General features: G+C 72.1%; 17 protein-coding genes. 10 read left to right on the top strand and 7 right to left on the bottom strand.

Annotated features, from left to right (window positions below):
- The first annotated feature begins 162 nt into the window (after positions 1-162).
- The 3 genes from ACFC1X_RS34650 to ACFC1X_RS34640 are packed head-to-tail and all read left to right on the top strand — an operon-like array spanning position 163 to position 2,515.
- Positions 163-1,368, top strand: coding sequence for an MFS transporter (locus tag ACFC1X_RS34650; protein ID WP_376361759.1), 1,206 nt, complete (start codon positions 163-165; stop codon positions 1,366-1,368).
- Positions 1,365-1,835: a VOC family protein gene (locus ACFC1X_RS34645; RefSeq protein WP_376361756.1), complete on the top strand. Its 471-nt coding sequence runs from the start codon at positions 1,365-1,367 to the stop codon at positions 1,833-1,835. The genes ACFC1X_RS34650 and ACFC1X_RS34645 overlap by 4 nt, the downstream gene beginning before the upstream one ends.
- Positions 1,817-2,515 (top strand): SDR family oxidoreductase, encoded by a 699-nt coding sequence (locus ACFC1X_RS34640; RefSeq protein ID WP_376361753.1) that lies wholly within the window; start codon positions 1,817-1,819, stop codon positions 2,513-2,515. Before ACFC1X_RS34645 ends, ACFC1X_RS34640 begins: the two co-directional genes overlap by 19 nt.
- Before the next feature lie 232 nt (positions 2,516-2,747).
- Here the strand turns inward: ACFC1X_RS34640 and ACFC1X_RS34635 are convergent, their stop codons facing one another.
- A complete protein-coding gene (locus tag ACFC1X_RS34635; RefSeq protein ID WP_376361750.1) occupies positions 2,748-3,614 on the bottom strand; it encodes a transglutaminase-like domain-containing protein in 867 nt (288 codons plus the stop codon).
- Positions 3,611-4,621 carry a GNAT family N-acetyltransferase gene (locus tag ACFC1X_RS34630; protein WP_376361747.1) on the bottom strand — a complete coding sequence of 337 codons (1,011 nt, stop codon included), beginning with the start codon at positions 4,619-4,621 and terminating at the stop codon, positions 3,611-3,613. The genes ACFC1X_RS34635 and ACFC1X_RS34630 overlap by 4 nt, the downstream gene beginning before the upstream one ends.
- A gap of 140 nt (positions 4,622-4,761) precedes the next feature.
- Here ACFC1X_RS34630 and fdxA point away from each other — a divergent pair, with 140 nt between their 5' ends.
- Positions 4,762-5,082 (top strand): ferredoxin, encoded by a 321-nt coding sequence (fdxA, locus tag ACFC1X_RS34625; RefSeq protein WP_003973842.1) that lies wholly within the window; start codon positions 4,762-4,764, stop codon positions 5,080-5,082.
- A 111-nt stretch (positions 5,083-5,193) separates the two neighbouring features.
- Positions 5,194-6,291: a bifunctional succinyldiaminopimelate transaminase/glutamate-prephenate aminotransferase gene (locus ACFC1X_RS34620; RefSeq protein ID WP_376361744.1), complete on the top strand. Its 1,098-nt coding sequence runs from the start codon at positions 5,194-5,196 to the stop codon at positions 6,289-6,291.
- 229 nt (positions 6,292-6,520) lie between these two features.
- Here the strand turns inward: ACFC1X_RS34620 and ACFC1X_RS34615 are convergent, their stop codons facing one another.
- Both ACFC1X_RS34615 and ACFC1X_RS34610 read right to left on the bottom strand, forming a co-directional pair.
- Positions 6,521-6,952, bottom strand: coding sequence for an ATP-binding protein (locus tag ACFC1X_RS34615; protein WP_376361742.1), 432 nt, complete (start codon positions 6,950-6,952; stop codon positions 6,521-6,523).
- 322 nt (positions 6,953-7,274) lie between these two features.
- Entirely contained in the window at positions 7,275-8,261 is a 987-nt protein-coding gene (locus ACFC1X_RS34610) for a heavy metal transporter (protein ID WP_376361739.1), read from the bottom strand.
- Between the two features lie 84 nt (positions 8,262-8,345).
- Here ACFC1X_RS34610 and dapE point away from each other — a divergent pair, with 84 nt between their 5' ends.
- Positions 8,346-9,425 (top strand): succinyl-diaminopimelate desuccinylase, encoded by a 1,080-nt coding sequence (gene dapE / locus ACFC1X_RS34605; protein WP_376361736.1) that lies wholly within the window; start codon positions 8,346-8,348, stop codon positions 9,423-9,425.
- A 117-nt stretch (positions 9,426-9,542) separates the two neighbouring features.
- Positions 9,543-10,301 (top strand): TIGR00730 family Rossman fold protein, encoded by a 759-nt coding sequence (locus ACFC1X_RS34600; RefSeq protein WP_376361733.1) that lies wholly within the window; start codon positions 9,543-9,545, stop codon positions 10,299-10,301.
- A gap of 41 nt (positions 10,302-10,342) precedes the next feature.
- Here the strand turns inward: ACFC1X_RS34600 and folP are convergent, their stop codons facing one another.
- A complete protein-coding gene (gene folP, locus ACFC1X_RS34595; RefSeq protein ID WP_376361906.1) occupies positions 10,343-11,203 on the bottom strand; it encodes a dihydropteroate synthase in 861 nt (286 codons plus the stop codon).
- Positions 11,204-11,331: 128 nt separating this feature from the next.
- Between folP and ACFC1X_RS34590 the strand changes: the two genes are divergently transcribed.
- Both ACFC1X_RS34590 and ACFC1X_RS34585 read left to right on the top strand, forming a co-directional pair.
- The gene (locus ACFC1X_RS34590; protein WP_376361904.1) at positions 11,332-11,691 is read left to right on the top strand and encodes a DivIVA domain-containing protein; all 360 of its coding nucleotides are present in this window, start codon (positions 11,332-11,334) and stop codon (positions 11,689-11,691) included.
- The gene (locus ACFC1X_RS34585; protein ID WP_376361730.1) at positions 11,688-12,275 is read left to right on the top strand and encodes a DNA-3-methyladenine glycosylase I; all 588 of its coding nucleotides are present in this window, start codon (positions 11,688-11,690) and stop codon (positions 12,273-12,275) included. The genes ACFC1X_RS34590 and ACFC1X_RS34585 overlap by 4 nt, the downstream gene beginning before the upstream one ends.
- A gap of 69 nt (positions 12,276-12,344) precedes the next feature.
- Here ACFC1X_RS34585 and ACFC1X_RS34580 read toward each other — a convergent pair whose 3' ends face one another.
- Complete coding sequence (locus ACFC1X_RS34580) at positions 12,345-13,148, bottom strand: enoyl-CoA hydratase/isomerase family protein (protein ID WP_376361727.1); 804 nt, start codon at positions 13,146-13,148, stop codon at positions 12,345-12,347.
- A 349-nt stretch (positions 13,149-13,497) separates the two neighbouring features.
- On the opposite strand from ACFC1X_RS34580, the gene ACFC1X_RS34575 reads away from it, so the two are divergent.
- Positions 13,498-13,665, top strand: a complete 168-nt coding sequence (locus tag ACFC1X_RS34575) for a DUF3117 domain-containing protein (RefSeq protein ID WP_003966491.1) — start codon at positions 13,498-13,500, stop codon at positions 13,663-13,665.
- A 91-nt stretch (positions 13,666-13,756) separates the two neighbouring features.
- Here the strand turns inward: ACFC1X_RS34575 and ACFC1X_RS34570 are convergent, their stop codons facing one another.
- On the bottom strand, positions 13,757-14,455 hold the full coding sequence (locus ACFC1X_RS34570; protein WP_376361901.1) for an O-methyltransferase: 699 nt from the start codon (positions 14,453-14,455) through the stop codon (positions 13,757-13,759).
- Positions 14,456-14,535: the final 80 nt, after the last annotated feature.

Below are 14,535 nucleotides of genomic sequence, written 5' to 3'. Positions count from 1 at the left end.
ATCTTTTGCCGATTTTTTTGTGGGGGCCGCCAAAAAACACCACCCTGGGGTTTTCCCCCCCATTCGGGGCCCCTTTGGGCCGGGTTCTGCCACCCCGGGCCCCAACGCCTGCCCATGACACAAGGGTTGGGCTTCACACAACCAAGGGGGAACGTCACCACCGTGACATCACACGGAAGCAACCGTCTACCACTCGGAGCCCTGCTCGCGCTCGCGCTCGCAGGGTTCCTCACCATGCTCACCGAAACCGTCCCCGCCGGCCTTCTCCCGCACATCAGCGACGGACTGACCGTCTCCGAAGCACAGGCCGGTCAGCTCCTGACGGTCTACGCCGCCGGTTCCGTCGTCGCTGCCATACCCCTGACCACGCTCACGCGCGGACTGCCCCGCAGGCCGGTCCTCGTGGCCACCGTCGTCGCCGTCGCCCTGGTCAACATCCTCACCGCTGTCTCCGACAGCTATGCCCTCACCATGACGGCCCGTGCCCTCGCCGGGATGGCCGCAGGCGTCCAATGGGCCATGATCGCCGGATACGCCATGCGCCTGGTCGACGAACCGCTCAAGGGCCGCGCCCTCGCCATATCGATGGCTGGAGTCCCGACGGCTCTCGCTCTTGGCGTGCCGGTCGGTACCTGGGCCGGTGACCTCCTCGGATGGCGCTACACCTTCGCTGTCATAGGCGCACTCGCACTGATCGTCGCGCTGTGGATCCAGGCCGCCGTCACCCCCTTCCCCGGCGAACCGGCGACCAGCCGCCTTCCGGTGCGGCGGGTGTTCCTCCTCCCGGGCCTGGCGGCGATCCTCGCCGCCGCGCTGCTGTTCGAGGTCGGCCACATGAACCTCTACACCTACATCGCCCCCTACTTGAAGCGTGCGGGGCTCGGCGGGAACGTGGACATCGTCCTGCTCGCCTTCGGCGCGGCAGCGATGGCGGGGCTGTTCACCGCCGGAGCGTTCATCGACAAGAACCTCCGCGCCGTCGTCGTCGGCACCCTCGGCCTGTTCACCGTCTGCATGGCCGTCTTCGCCCTCGCCGGAACCAACGCATGGGTCGTAGTCATCACCACCGCGGCATGGGGCTTCGCCCTGGGGCTCGCGCCGACGATGTTCCAGGCAGCCTCAGCCAAGGCGGCCGGATCAGCGGCCGAGGTCGCCCAGGCGATGATCGTGACCGTCCTCAACGCGGGCATGTCCCTCGGCTCCGTCACCGGCGGTCTCAGCCTCGGCCTGTCCGGGGTCACCGCGCTGCCCTGGGTGTCCTTCGCCGTCTTCGCCCTCGCGCTCGCCGTCGCGCTCGCGGCGCGCCGCAGCGCATTCCCCGCCGCCGGTGCCGCACCGGCGGCCGACTCCGTCCGGGAGAGCGTGTGAGCGGCCTTTACCACGTGTGCTTCACCGTTCCGGACCTGGAAGCCGCGATGCGCGACCTCACCACCGCAGCGGCGGTCACCTGGGCGAAGCCGGTGAAGGCCAGCATCGGCGAGTGGGAGTACCGCATCGTCTTCACCAGCGGCGACGCCCCTTTCATCGAACTGATCGAAGCGGCCACCGGCGGGCCGTGGGGCGACACCAGAGAACCCGGCTTCCACCACATCGGGTTCTGGACCTCCAGCATCCAGGCCGGCACCGAACGACTGGCCGCCAGTGGCATGCCGGAGGAATTCTCCGGTTGCCCCTACGGCCGGCCCTTCGCCTACCACCGCGTCCCGGGGATCGGCGCCAATCTGGAACTGGTCGAGATCACACGTCAGCCCTCATTCATCGACGCGTGGAACCCCGGCGGAGCCCCGATGCCCGCCATCAACGAGGAGGCATACCCGTGGAACCCGTCACGCTGATCACCGGCGGCTCAACCGGCATCGGCGCCGCCACCGCCCGAGGACTCCTCAAGCAGGGCCACCGCGTCGTCATCACCGCACGCGACGCCGACCGGCTCGCGTCCTTCTCCGCCTCCGTCGCGGACCGGGACCGGCTCCTGACCATCCCCGGCGACACCAGCGACGACGCCCACGTCACCCACGCCGTACGGCAGACCGTGCAGTGCTGGGGCCACTTGGACAACGTCATCGCCAACGCCGGATTCTCCCTCCCCGGCACCCTGGAGGACCATCTGCCGGAGGCCATGCGTGCCATGGTCCTCACCAACGTCCTCGGACCGGCCCTGCTCGTGAGGGCAACGCTGCCGCACCTCAAGGAATCCGAAGGCCGGATCGTCATCGTCGGCTCGGTCGCCGGCGTCAAGAACACCCCCGGCAACCTGTACTCGGTCACCAAGTGGGCGGCTCACGCCCTGGCGGAGAACACCCGGCTGCTGGTCACCCAGGACGGCGTCGGTGTCACCCTCATCGCTCCCGGGATGGTCGACACCCCGTTCTGGGACAACCGGGGCGGACGTCCCGACAAGGCACCGATCATGACCGCGGAGCAGATCGCCGACGCGATCCTGTTCGCCCTCAACCAGCCCAAGGGCATGGACATCAACCACATCACCATGCGACCGGTCGGCCAGGTCAACTAGGGTTCGGTCGCTCTGGTCAGCAACGGGTCCAGATGAGGTAGCCCGAGAGGTGGCGCGCGGCCTGGTAGGCGATCGCGAGCTCTTCGGTTCGTGCGGCCAGGCCGCGCCGCTGCTTGAGGCAGTCGACGCACCGCTACATCAGCGTCTTGAAGGCAGGTGCTTCACCTGCCTGGACCGCGGTGGCGCTGAAAGCAAGAGGCCGTGCGCGGCCCGGGTTCCTTGGGCGCATCCCTCAGTTCAACATCGCCCTGGCGGCCCGCGCCTCCCCCCGAACCTCCTCCGCGACCCCCTCGTCCACCGCCCCCACAACCTCCGCATACGCCTCCAACTCCCCGGCCCCCGCCGAGAACTCCCCCCGCCGCACCAGCAACCGCGCCCGCTCGTACCGCAACCGCGCCGCATGCGCCGGCAGCAGCAGCGCCAGCTCGATCGCCCACAGCCCGACCGCGGACTCTTCGGGCCGCCCCGCGGCCCACGCCCGGATGTTGTTCAGCACCCGCGCCACCACCTCCAGCGGCGCCGCAGGCTCCAGCATCGACGGCCGCAGCCCCGCCCCCGTCGCCCCGGCGACCAGCACCTCCGCGTCCTCGCCGCCGAGCACCCGGCCGCCGTCGAACGGATCGGCGAGCACCCGCTCCTCCTCCGGTCCGTACTCCGGCCCGAACCCGACCACGAAGTGCCCCGGCAACGCGACCCCGTACACCGGCGCCCCCGCCCGCCGGGCGACCTCCAGCCACACCACCGACAGCATGATCGGCAGCCCGCGCCGCCGCCGCAGCACCTCGTGCAGCAGGGACGACTCCAGCCGCTGGTAGTCCGCGGCGACCCCGTGGAACCCGTACCGCTCGCCGAGCAGATCCCGCAGCGCCACCGCCCACGCCCGCGGCGAACCCGGCCGGAAGGGCAGCTCCCCGGCCAGCCGGTCCAGCTCCACCTGCGCGGCGTCAAGACCCGCCTCGTCCAGCCCCCCGTCCGCCTCCGCGCCCAGCAGCAGGCACAGCGTGGCCAGGTCGGGCCGCTCGGACCGTGCCTCCTCGGCGAACCGCCGCCGCACCTCGGCGGAGCGCTCCGGCGAGGGCGGCCGCACGGGCCCCGTCACGGCGTCGCCGTCCCGGCGTCCGCGGGCTCCCGGTAGTGGTGGTACGCGTGGTGCGCCGAGAAGCCCATCCCGGCGTACAGCGCCCGCGCACCCGCGTTGTCCGTCTCCACCTGGAGCCAGGCCGCCGACGCGCCCTCGTCCAGCGCCCGCCGGGCCAGCGCGGCCATCACGGCGGTCGCGAGCCCCCGGCGCCGCTGCGCGGGGTCGACCTCGACGGCCGCGAAGGAGGCCCACCGCCCGTCCACCACGCACCGCCCGATCGCGGCCGGGGCGTCCGCGCCGGGCACCGTGGCGAACCACACCGAGGGACCGCCGCCCAGCACCCGCAGGGCCACCTCGCCGGCGCCCTTGCGCTGGTAGCGGGCCAGCCACGCGTCGTCCGCGTCCCGGGACAGGACCACCCCGGCGCCCTCGGTCAGGTCGGCCACCGGCGCCAGCGCGCCGGTCCACACCTCGGCCGACACCTCACGCACCCAGCCCCGCCGCTCCAGCTCCGCGCACAGCCGCTCCTGCGTGCCCTCCGCACCGGTGGCGGTCTGCACGAACGCGGGCAGCCCGCGAGCGCCGTACCAGCGTCGTACGGCGCTCAGCGCGTCGTCGAGCGGCAGCCCCGGATCGCCGAGCGGGAGCACGGAGTTGGCCCGCCGCGTGAACCCGGCGGCCGCCCGCAGCTGCCACTCGCCGAGCCACTCGCTCTCGACGGGCGGCCAGGCCCGCGCCGCGATCCGCGCCAGCTCCTCGTACGACGCGGCGGGACCGCGCCGACGTGCGGGCGCGGACGGCACGACCTTCCCGGCGACCAGCGCGGACTCCGCGATACGTACCGACTCGCCACTCTTCCGTGTGATCAGCAGCACACCGTCGGTCCACGATGTGAGAACACCGACCGTGTCGGTGAACTTCTCACCCGCGCCACCCGGTTCGCTCAAGCGCCGCACGGAGACTCGTTTGCCCACGTCAGCAGCGGTGATACGGACCTCAAGACGCCCGGCGGCAGAGATTTCCACGGGTCTGTCCACCCCTCCTGTTCGGATCATGCCCAAGAACGGAGATACTAGGGGCGGGCATCGACGACGCCGCGCTCCCGCGCGCCAGGCGGCGGAGCCTGAGGAGGCCCGCCAGCGCCCTATCGAGGAGGAACGACAGCGTGACCTACGTCATCGCGCAGCCTTGTGTCGACGTGAAGGACAAGGCGTGCATCGAGGAGTGCCCGGTCGACTGCATCTACGAGGGCCAGCGGTCCTTGTACATCCACCCGGACGAATGCGTCGACTGTGGTGCCTGTGAGCCGGTCTGCCCGGTCGAGGCGATCTTCTACGAAGACGACACTCCGGAGGAGTGGAAGGACTACTACAAGGCGAACGTCGAGTTCTTCGACGAGCTCGGCTCCCCGGGCGGCGCCAGCAAGCTGGGCCTGATCGAGCGCGATCACCCCTTCGTCGCCGCGCTGCCGCCGCAGAACCAGTAAGAGCGGCCCGCACCAGCGCCGCCTCGGTCCCGTACGGCCTGATCGTCCCGATCGGCGCGGTACGGGACCGAGGCGTTTGCCGCAGGACGAAGACGAAAGAGAGCCAGCATCGTGTCCGCAGTCTCCGACCGGCTTCCCACCTTCCCCTGGGACAAGCTGGAGCCGTACAAGAAGACGGCCGCGGCCCATCCCGACGGCATCGTCGACCTCTCCGTCGGCACGCCGGTCGACCCGGTCCCCGAGCTGATCCAGAAGGCCCTGACCGATGCGGCGGACTCTCCGGGCTACCCGACCGTCTGGGGCACCCCGGCGCTGCGCGACGCGATCACCGGCTGGGTGGAGCGCCGCCTCGGCGCCCGCGACGTCACCCACCGCCACGTGCTCCCCATCGTCGGCTCCAAGGAACTCGTCGCCTGGCTCCCGACCCAGCTCGGCCTCGGCCCCGGCGACCGGGTGGCCTTCCCCCGCCTGGCCTACCCGACCTACGAGGTCGGCGCGCGCCTGGCCCGCGCGGAGTACGAGGCCTACGACGACCCGACCGACCTGGACCCGGCCGGGCTTAGGCTGCTGTGGCTCAACTCGCCGTCGAACCCGACCGGCAGGGTCCTGCCGAAGGCGGAGCTGACCCGGATCGTGGCCTGGGCCCGCGAGCACGGCGTCCTCGTCGTCTCCGACGAGTGCTACCTGGAGCTGGGCTGGGAGGCCGACCCGGTCTCCGTCCTGCACCCGGACGTCAACGGCGGTTCGTACGACGGCCTGGTGGCCGTGCACTCGCTCTCCAAGCGCTCCAACCTCGCCGGCTACCGCGCGGCCTTCCTGGCCGGCGACCCGGCGGTTCTGGGCCCGCTGCTGGAGATCCGCAAGCACGGCGGCATGATGACGTCGGCGCCGACTCAGGCGGCCGTGGTGGCGGCCCTCGGCGACGACGAGCACGTGCGCGTGCAGCGCGAGCGGTACGCGGCCCGCCGCACGGCCCTGCGCGAGGCACTGCTCGGCCACGGCTTCCGCATCGAGCACAGCGAGGCCAGCCTCTACCTCTGGGCCACCCGCGACGAGTCCTGCTGGGACACGGTCGCCCACCTGGCCGAACGCGGCATCCTGGTGGCCCCCGGCGACTTCTACGGCCCCGCGGGCGAGCACTTCGTCCGAGTGGCCCTGACGGCAACGGACGAACGCGTCCAAGCGGCGACAGCCCGCCTGAAGCCCTGACGGCACCCGGCCTGGCGGCACCCGGCCTGGCGGCACCCGGCCTGTCGGCATCCGGCCTTGCGGCCTGTCGGCCCGGCTGTGGGCAGTCGTTCCGCAGGGCGGAACGGGTGGGCACAGCCACCAACGCCGGGCCCCGGCCAACACGCGCCCACCGCACCGACGCGGGCACGAAAAAACGCCGGGACCCAGGAAGAGAGAACCTGGGCCCCGGCGCCGCACAAGCCCGGCGCTAGCCGACCGGCAGGCCCTGCACCGGCAGCCCACCCTTGCCCAGCGCGCCCGTCGGCAGCCCACCCTCCGTGGCGGTCTGCGCCGTGGCACCGACGATGTCCCCGGCGGAACCCGCCGCGCCCCCGGCGGCGTTCTGCGCGGCCGGGGTGGCCTTCTTGACGACCGAGCCACCGGTCTTGCCGGCGGTCGGCACGGTCTTCTGGACGGCCTTGCCGCCGGTCTGGCCCGCGGTCTCGGTCACGTTCTGGACGGCGGAGTCCACGGTGTTGCCGACGTTCGCGCCGTCCAGGGCGGTCAGTCCCCCGAGGTTCGGGGTGGCGGGCAGTTCGGGAGCCGCGCTGGCGGAGCCGGCCGCACCGACCCCGGCGGCCGCTCCCGCAGCGACGAGCAGCGCGGCACGGGCGATCCGGCGGGTCAGGGGGAGGGACATGATGCTCCTTCGACGGAAGTCAACAGATGAGGTACCGACCGTTCCCGGCGGGTGATCCACCGGGCTCGGACGCAGTGACTACCGCTCGAAGGCGACGAAGGTTGCGGCGGCACAACGTAAAGAGTTGGTAATGCGTCGCATTATCAGGTGCACAGAAAAACGGGCAAAAGGGCTCCGGTCGGAAAGTCTGCCGAATCCTTACAGCCCTTGATTTTCCCGGGCTCCGGAGCACTCGGGGGTGACCACGCGAAAAGGCGTGCTCCGCGTCGACCCGAGGCCCGCGCGAGTAACCCGCGGGAGTGACGGATCGTACGGGCGTCCGCTACCGCATGGACGTGATGCGTACCGCGCCCGCGGCCCGCTCCGCGCCCTGGGCGCCGCCGGTGCCCGACGGGGCCCACTTGCTGTCGGTGTTGCCCGCGGTCCACTCCCGGCCCGCGTACGAGACCCGCTCGACGTGCAGCGAGGAGGCGTTGGCCACCGCCCAGTGCGCCAACTGCCAGCCGCGCTGCCGCAGGTCCTCACCGGCGTCCGAGGCGGCGTCGGCGGTCACGGGCAGCGTCACGGTCCGCTCGTCGGCGCCGCCACCGCCTCCGGCGCGGGAGGCCGCGGACGGCGCCGACGAGGCGTCGCCCACCGTCGCGCCGGCCGGCTGGAACACCGCGCGCCCGAAGTCCCGCACCAGCGCCGCGCGGACCGCGTCCGGCCCCTTCTCCCGCGTGGCGCCGGGGCGTCCGTCGCAGGTCAGGGTCGCCGCGGACCGTCCGGTCAGGGCGGCCGCGAGCAGCGTGGCGTCCGGCTCGTGCTTGGCGTACGCGTCGGGGAAGGCGCTGCGCTGCACGCGCTGGGCGGCGTCGGTCAGTTCGAGGTCCTGGTAGCCGGGGATCTCGACCAGGTGGTCGTAGAACAGGCCCGCCGAGTACGCCGGGTCCATGATCTTCTCCGGCGTGCCCCAGCCCTGCGAGGGGCGCTGCTGGAACAGGCCGAGCGAGTCCCGGTCGCCGTGGTCGAGGTTGCGCAGCGTGGACTCCTGCAACGCGGTCGCCAGCGCGATCGTCACCGCCCGCTCCGGCAGCTTGCGCGCGGTGCCCACGGCGGTGATCGTCGCCGCGTTCACCGCCTGCTCCGGCGTGAACTCGTACGTCGTCCGGTCGCTCCCGCCGGAGACCACCTTGCAGCCGGGAGCGCCCGCGCCCCCGGTGACGTACTGCACCGCCAGATATCCGGCGACGGCGAACAGGGCCATGGCGGCCGCGCCGGAACGGACGAGGCGGCCACGGCGCTTGGGCGACGGGGAGGGCTGAAGCACGCGTACAAGGTACTGGAGGGTAGGGTCCGGTGTACGCCCGGTACGCACAGTGCCCGAAAGGGCAGGGGCGTTAGGGTCGGAGCCATGGCCGATACCCCGCTTGACCTCACGCTGGACGCCGCCGAGCTTACCGCGCGGCTCGTCGACTTCCCCTCCGAGAGCGGCACCGAGAAACCGCTGGCGGACGCGGTCGAGAGCGCCCTGCGCGGCCTGCCGCACCTGACGGTCGAGCGGTACGGCAACAACGTCGTCGCGCGGACGGACCTGGGCCGCGCGGAGCGGGTGATCCTGGCCGGCCACATCGACACCGTCCCCATCGCGGACAACGTGCCGTCCCGGCTCGACGAGGACGGCGTCCTGTGGGGCTGCGGCACCTGCGACATGAAGGCGGGCGTCGCGGTGCAGCTGCGCATCGCGGCCACCGTCCCGGCCCCCAACCGCGACCTGACCTTCGTCTTCTACGACAACGAAGAGGTCGCCGCCGACCTGAACGGCCTGAAGCACGTCGCCGAGGCGCATCCCGAGTGGCTGGAGGGCGACTTCGCGGTGCTCCTCGAACCGTCGGACGGGCAGGTGGAGGGCGGCTGCCAGGGCACCCTGCGGGTGCTGCTCAGGACGACGGGGGAGCGGGCGCACTCGGCACGGAGCTGGATGGGCTCCAACGCGATCCACGCGGCCGCCCCGATCCTCGCCCGCCTGGCCGCGTACGAGCCCCGCTACCCCGTGATCGACGGCCTGGAGTACCGCGAGGGACTGAACGCGGTCGGCGTCACGGGCGGAGTCGCCGGCAACGTCATCCCCGACGAGTGCGTGGTCACGGTCAACTTCCGCTACGCCCCCGACCGCAGCCCCGAGGACGCCCTCGCGCACGTGCGCGAGGTCTTCGCGGACTCCGGGGTGGCCGAGTTCGTGGTCGACGACCACAGCGGCGCCGCCCTGCCCGGCCTGTCCCACCCGGCCGCGGCCGCCTTCATCGAGGCGGTGGGCGGCACCCCGCAGCCCAAGTACGGCTGGACCGACGTGTCCCGCTTCTCGGCGCTCGGCGTACCGGCGGTGAACTACGGACCGGGCAACCCGCACCTGGCGCACAAGCGGGACGAGCGGGTCGAGGTGGCGAAGATCCTCGCGGGCGAGGAGCGCCTGCGGTCCTGGCTGACGGCTTGATCCACCCGCGCCGAAATGAGTTTATCCCGGCGCGTGGCGGACATGCTGAGGTCCCTCGTACGTAACCCGCGTAGATCTACGCTGAGGTGGAAGAACCTGTAACTGGAGGGAGCGCGCATGGCTACTGGCAACCCCGAGGGCAAGAAGCGGCCACCGGCGGAGCAGCGCCTGGGCCCTGTCCTCCGGCGGCGGGGTCAGGTCCAGAAGAGCACCACGGACCAGCGCCTGCTGGACGAGCGCGCTCCCACGGACTGGGTGCACACCGACCCCTGGCGGGTCCTGCGCATCCAGTCGGAGTTCATCGAGGGCTTCGGCACGCTCGCCGAACTGCCCCCCGCGATCAGCGTCTTCGGCTCCGCCCGCACGCCGGTCGACTCGCCGGAGTACGACGCCGGCGTCCGGCTGGGCCGCGGCCTGGTCGAGGCGGGCTTCGCGGTCATCACCGGCGGCGGGCCCGGCGCCATGGAGGCGGCCAACAAGGGCGCCCTGGAGGCGGAGGGCACCTCGGTCGGCCTCGGCATCGAACTGCCCTTCGAGCAGGGGCTCAACCCCTACGTCGACATCGGCCTCAACTTCCGCTACTTCTTCGTCCGCAAGATGATGTTCGTGAAGTACGCGCAGGGCTTCGTGGTCCTGCCCGGCGGCCTCGGCACCCTCGACGAACTCTTCGAGGCCCTCACCCTGGTGCAGACCCAGAAGGTGACCCGCTTCCCCATCGTCCTCTTCGGCACCGACTACTGGGGCGGCCTGCTCGACTGGCTCCGGGGCACCCTGGTGGCCCAGGGCAAGGCCGCCGAGAAGGACCTCCTCCTCTTCCACGTCACGGACGACGTGGACGAGGCGGTCGCCCTGGTCTCCAAGGAGGCGGGCCGCTAGGCCCTGGCGCTGGTTCGGGGGCGGGGCGGACGCCCTGCCCCCTACGCCAACCCCCGCCGCGCCACCGTCGGCGCCCGGTGTCCCGCGATCGTCGCCACCATGTCCAGGACCTGCCGGGTCTCCTCCACCTCGTGCACCCGGTACACCCGCGCCCCCAGCCACGCCGAGACCGCCGTGGTCGCCAGCGTCCCCAGCACCCGCTCCTTCACCGGCCGGTCCAGCGTCTCCCCGACGAAGTCCTTGTTCGACAGGGACACCAGCACCGGCCACCCCGTCTCCACCATCTCCCCGAGCCGCCGCGTCGCCTCGAGACTGTGCCGGGTGTTCTTCCCGAAGTCGTGCCCGGGATCGATCAGCACCGACTCCCGCGGCACCCCCAGCGCCACCGCCCGCTCGGCCAGCCCCAGCGTCACCCGCAGGATGTCGGCCACGACGTCGTCGTACGTCACCCGGTGCGGCCGCGTACGCGGCTCCGCGCCCCCGGCGTGCGTGCACACCAGCCCCACCCCGTACCGCGCGGCGACCTCCGCCAGCTTCGGGTCGACCCCGCCCCACGCGTCGTTCAGCAGGTCCGCCCCGACCTCGCACACGGCCTCGCCGACCTCGTGCCGCCAGGTGTCCACGCTGATCACGACGTCCGGGAACCGCCGCCGCACCTCCGCGACGAAACCCACCGTCCGCCGCGCCTCCTCCTGGGCCGACACCTCGTCGCCGGGCCCGGCCTTCACCCCGCCGATGTCGATGATCGCGGCCCCCTCGGCGACCGCCCGCTCCACGCGCGCGAGGGCGGGCTCGTCGAGGAACGTGGCTCCCTGGTCGTAGAAGGAGTCCGGGGTCCGGTTCACGATCGCCATGATCACCGGCTCGTGCGCCGCGAATTCACGCCTGCCCAGCCTGAGCATCCCCTGTGACATCTCCTCGTCCATACCGTTCTCTCGTCCCAGTGCCGCTGGCTGTCAGACTCGCATGGCACGATCGGACCCGACACAACCGACCCGACCCAACCGATCCGACCGTGGGGGCCCCAGCGATGGTCATGTTCCTGTTCCTCGTCATCGCGCTGGTCGTCGTGGTGGCCGGAGTGACGCTGGCCGTGGTGAGCGGCGGCGACAGCGGCCCGCTGCCCGACGCCGACCCCGAACGGCTTTGGGACTCCCTGCCCCCCGACCGCCCGGTGGGCCGCCCGGACGTGGAACGGCTCCGCTTCCCGCTCGTCCTGCGCGGCTACCGCATGGCGGACGTCGACGACGCCCTCGGCCGCCTGGGCGCCGAGCTGGCCGAGCGCGATTCCCGCATCGCCGACCTGGAGTCCGCCCTGGCCGGTGCCCGGGCCGCCGCCGCCCACCAGCACGTGGTGATGGACAAGCCGGCCCCGGAGGAGCAGCAGTGAGCACCGGCGAGGCCGTCGCCGGCCCGGACGGCGCGCTGCGCTGCCCCTGGGCCCTGTCCACCGCGGACTACGTGACGTACCACGACGAGGAGTGGGGCAGGGCGGTCCACGGGGACGACGCCCTGTACGAGCGGCTCAGCCTGGAGGCCTTCCAGTCCGGCCTGTCCTGGATCACCATCCTGCGCCGCCGCGCCGGCTTCCGCGCCGCCTTCGCCGGCTTCGCGATCGCCGAGGTGGCGGCCTTCACCGACGAGGACCGCGAGCGGCTCCTCGCCGACGCGGGCATCATCCGCAACCGCGCCAAGATCGACGCGACCCTCGCCAACGCGCGCGTGCTCGCCGACTGGGCGCCGGGCGAGCTGGACGAACTGATCTGGTCCCACGCCCCCGACCCGGCGTCCCGCCCCGCCCCGAAGACCCTCGCCGACGTCCCCGCCATCACCCCCGAGTCCACGGCACTGTCCAAGACCCTGAAGAAGCGCGGCCTGCGCTTCGTGGGCCCGACGACGGCATACGCCCTGATGCAGGCATGCGGCTTGGTCAACGACCACCTCTCAAGGTGCGTGACAAGAAGCGCCCCCTAAGGGGCGCGGGGAACTGCGCGACCAGCCACAGCGAACCCGCACCACCCCGACGGCGCTCAAGCCCCGAGCTCACCGCCCCAAATACTTTGGCTTCCGCTTCTCGACAAACGCCCGCACCGCGATCGCATGGTCCTCGGAGGACCCCGCCCGCGACTGCAGCTCGTCCTCCTTCTCCAGCGTCTCGGAGAGCGAGTGCGTCAGCCCGTACGCCATCGCCTCCTTCAGCGCCGCGTACGCCACCGTCGGCCCCTCGGCCAGCGCCCGCGCCGTCCGTTCGGCCTCGGCGCGCAGCTCGGCGGCGGGCACGACCCGGGTGGCGATGCCCAGCTCGTACGCCTCCTGGGCCGGGATGCTGCGCGGGAAGAGCAGCAGGTCGGCGGCGCGCCCGGGGCCGACGACACGCGGCAGCGTCCAGGAGATGCCCGAGTCCGCGGTGAGCGCGACCCCGGCGAAGGACGTGTTGAAGGCGGCGGTGTCCGCGACGATCCGGTAGTCCGCCGCCAGCGCGAAACCGAGGCCCGCCCCGGCCGCCACGCCGTTCACGGCGGCGACCACCGGCTTCTCGGCCTCCGCGAGCGCCCGCACGATCGGGTTGTAGTGCTCGCGCACCGTGCTCATGGTCTCGCCCGAGCCCGACTCCCGGTCGGCGGCCAGCAGCCCGATGTGCTCCTTGAGGTCCTGGCCGACGCAGAACGCCCGGTCACCGGCGGCGGTCAGCAGCACCGCCCGTACCCCGGCGTCCGCCGCCGCGGAGCGCACCGCGTCCCGGAGCGCGACCTTGGTCTCGATGTTCAGCGCGTTCATCGCCTCGGGGCGGTTCAGCGTGATCGTCGCGAGCCCGTCGCTCACCTCGTAGAGCACGGTGTCGGCCATGGAATTCCCCTCCGCTTCGTCGCGTGTGTCGGGCAACAGCATGACGGAGATCGCCGCCGACGCGGGGCTGCGGAGATGTGACCTGCGTCAAAGAATTCCGGTCCGTATCCATTCGGTGGAAGTGGGTGAGGGCGCGCAGTATCGCAGTCACATCCCCGAATTGAGTGGTTTTGCTCGCGCGCGTTGCCCAAGCGATGCCGACCGATGTTGGTCATCGGGTCCTGGGATGCGGGATAATGGCTGGGAAGCAATGTGTTCGATGCCGGTGTCGCGCGTCCGGGCCGGACTGCGCGTGCCCTCACGGGCCGTCGGCGGTGACGGTGAGCTGGTATCAGGAAGGGGAACGAGCATGGCGGCCATGAAGCCGCGGACGGGCGATGGCCCGCTCGAGGTGACCAAGGAGGGGCGGGGCATCGTCATGCGCGTTCCGCTCGAAGGCGGCGGGCGGCTCGTCGTCGAGCTGACCCCCGATGAGGCCGACGCGCTCGGCGACGCCCTCAAGAAGGTCGTCGGCTGACGCGCGAGCGACCATACCCGTTCAGTCGCCCCGGTACCGCACGTGGTGCCGGGGCGACTGTTTGTCTCAGGTGGTGCCCCAGGTGTTCCGCTCAGCGCTTCACGGCGCAGAGCAGCCCGTCGCCGACCGGCAGCAGCGACGGCACCAGTTCCTGGCTCTCGCGCACCGCGCGCAGGACCTCCCGCAGCCGCAGCACCTCGGTGGGCTGCGGTCCGGAGTCGATCGTCCGGCCGGCGCCGAAGACGCCCTCGAACGCGACGAGGCCCCCGGGGCGCAGCAGGCGCAACGATTCAGCGAGGTAGTCCAGGTACTCCAGGCGGTCGCCGTCGCAGAAGACGAGGTCGTAGCCGGAGTCCGCGAGCCGGGGCAGCACGTCCAGGGCGCGCCCGGGGATGAACCGGGCCCGGTTGCTGGCGAAGCCCGCCGCGCGGAAGGACTGGCGGGCGAACTGCTGGTGCTCCGGCTCCGGGTCGACCGTGGTCAGTACGCCGTCCGGTCGCATTCCGTGCAGCAGATGGATCCCGGAGACGCCGCAGCCGGTGCCGATCTCCGCGACCGCCTTCGCGTCCACGGCAGCGGCGAGCAGCCCCAGGGCCGAACCCGTGCCCGGGGTCACCGAGCGCAGACCCGCCTCGCGGGCCCGGTCACGTGCCCAGAGCAGCGCGTCGTCCTCGGCGACATAGGCGTCGGAGAACGCCCAGCTCGTCTGCCGGTTGCCGGTAATGACCCTCTCCTGTCCCCGTTGTTGCCTCGGCGTGACTGTATCCGTTGGCGTCGGGAACCCGCAGATGGGACCGGTCGTTTAAAGGGGAGAGCAAAGAGACGACGAGCGGCCGGGGCTGGGACGGGGGGGCGGCGAATGGACCAGGG

It is taken from the genome of Streptomyces sp. NPDC056128, from assembly GCF_042263835.1.
Classification (GTDB): Bacteria; Actinomycetota; Actinomycetes; order Streptomycetales; family Streptomycetaceae; genus Streptomyces.
The sequence above is the reverse complement of the archived record's forward strand: the minus strand, read 5'-3'. Positions and strand labels throughout refer to the sequence as shown.

Excerpts from the sequence above, each read along its gene's own strand:
- folP (WP_376361906.1), bottom strand. The coding sequence starts at position 11,203 with ATGCTCAGGCTGGGCAGGCGTGAATTCGCGGCGCACGAGCCGGTGATC.
- ACFC1X_RS34615 (WP_376361742.1), bottom strand. The coding sequence starts at position 6,952 with ATGTCCCTCCCCCTGACCCGCCGGATCGCCCGTGCCGCGCTGCTCGTC.
- dapE (WP_376361736.1), top strand. The coding sequence starts at position 8,346 with ATGGCCGATACCCCGCTTGACCTCACGCTGGACGCCGCCGAGCTTACC.
- ACFC1X_RS34575 (WP_003966491.1), top strand. The coding sequence starts at position 13,498 with ATGGCGGCCATGAAGCCGCGGACGGGCGATGGCCCGCTCGAGGTGACC.
- ACFC1X_RS34590 (WP_376361904.1), top strand. The coding sequence starts at position 11,332 with ATGGTCATGTTCCTGTTCCTCGTCATCGCGCTGGTCGTCGTGGTGGCC.
- ACFC1X_RS34600 (WP_376361733.1), top strand. The coding sequence starts at position 9,543 with ATGGCTACTGGCAACCCCGAGGGCAAGAAGCGGCCACCGGCGGAGCAG.
- ACFC1X_RS34580 (WP_376361727.1), bottom strand. The coding sequence starts at position 13,148 with ATGGCCGACACCGTGCTCTACGAGGTGAGCGACGGGCTCGCGACGATC.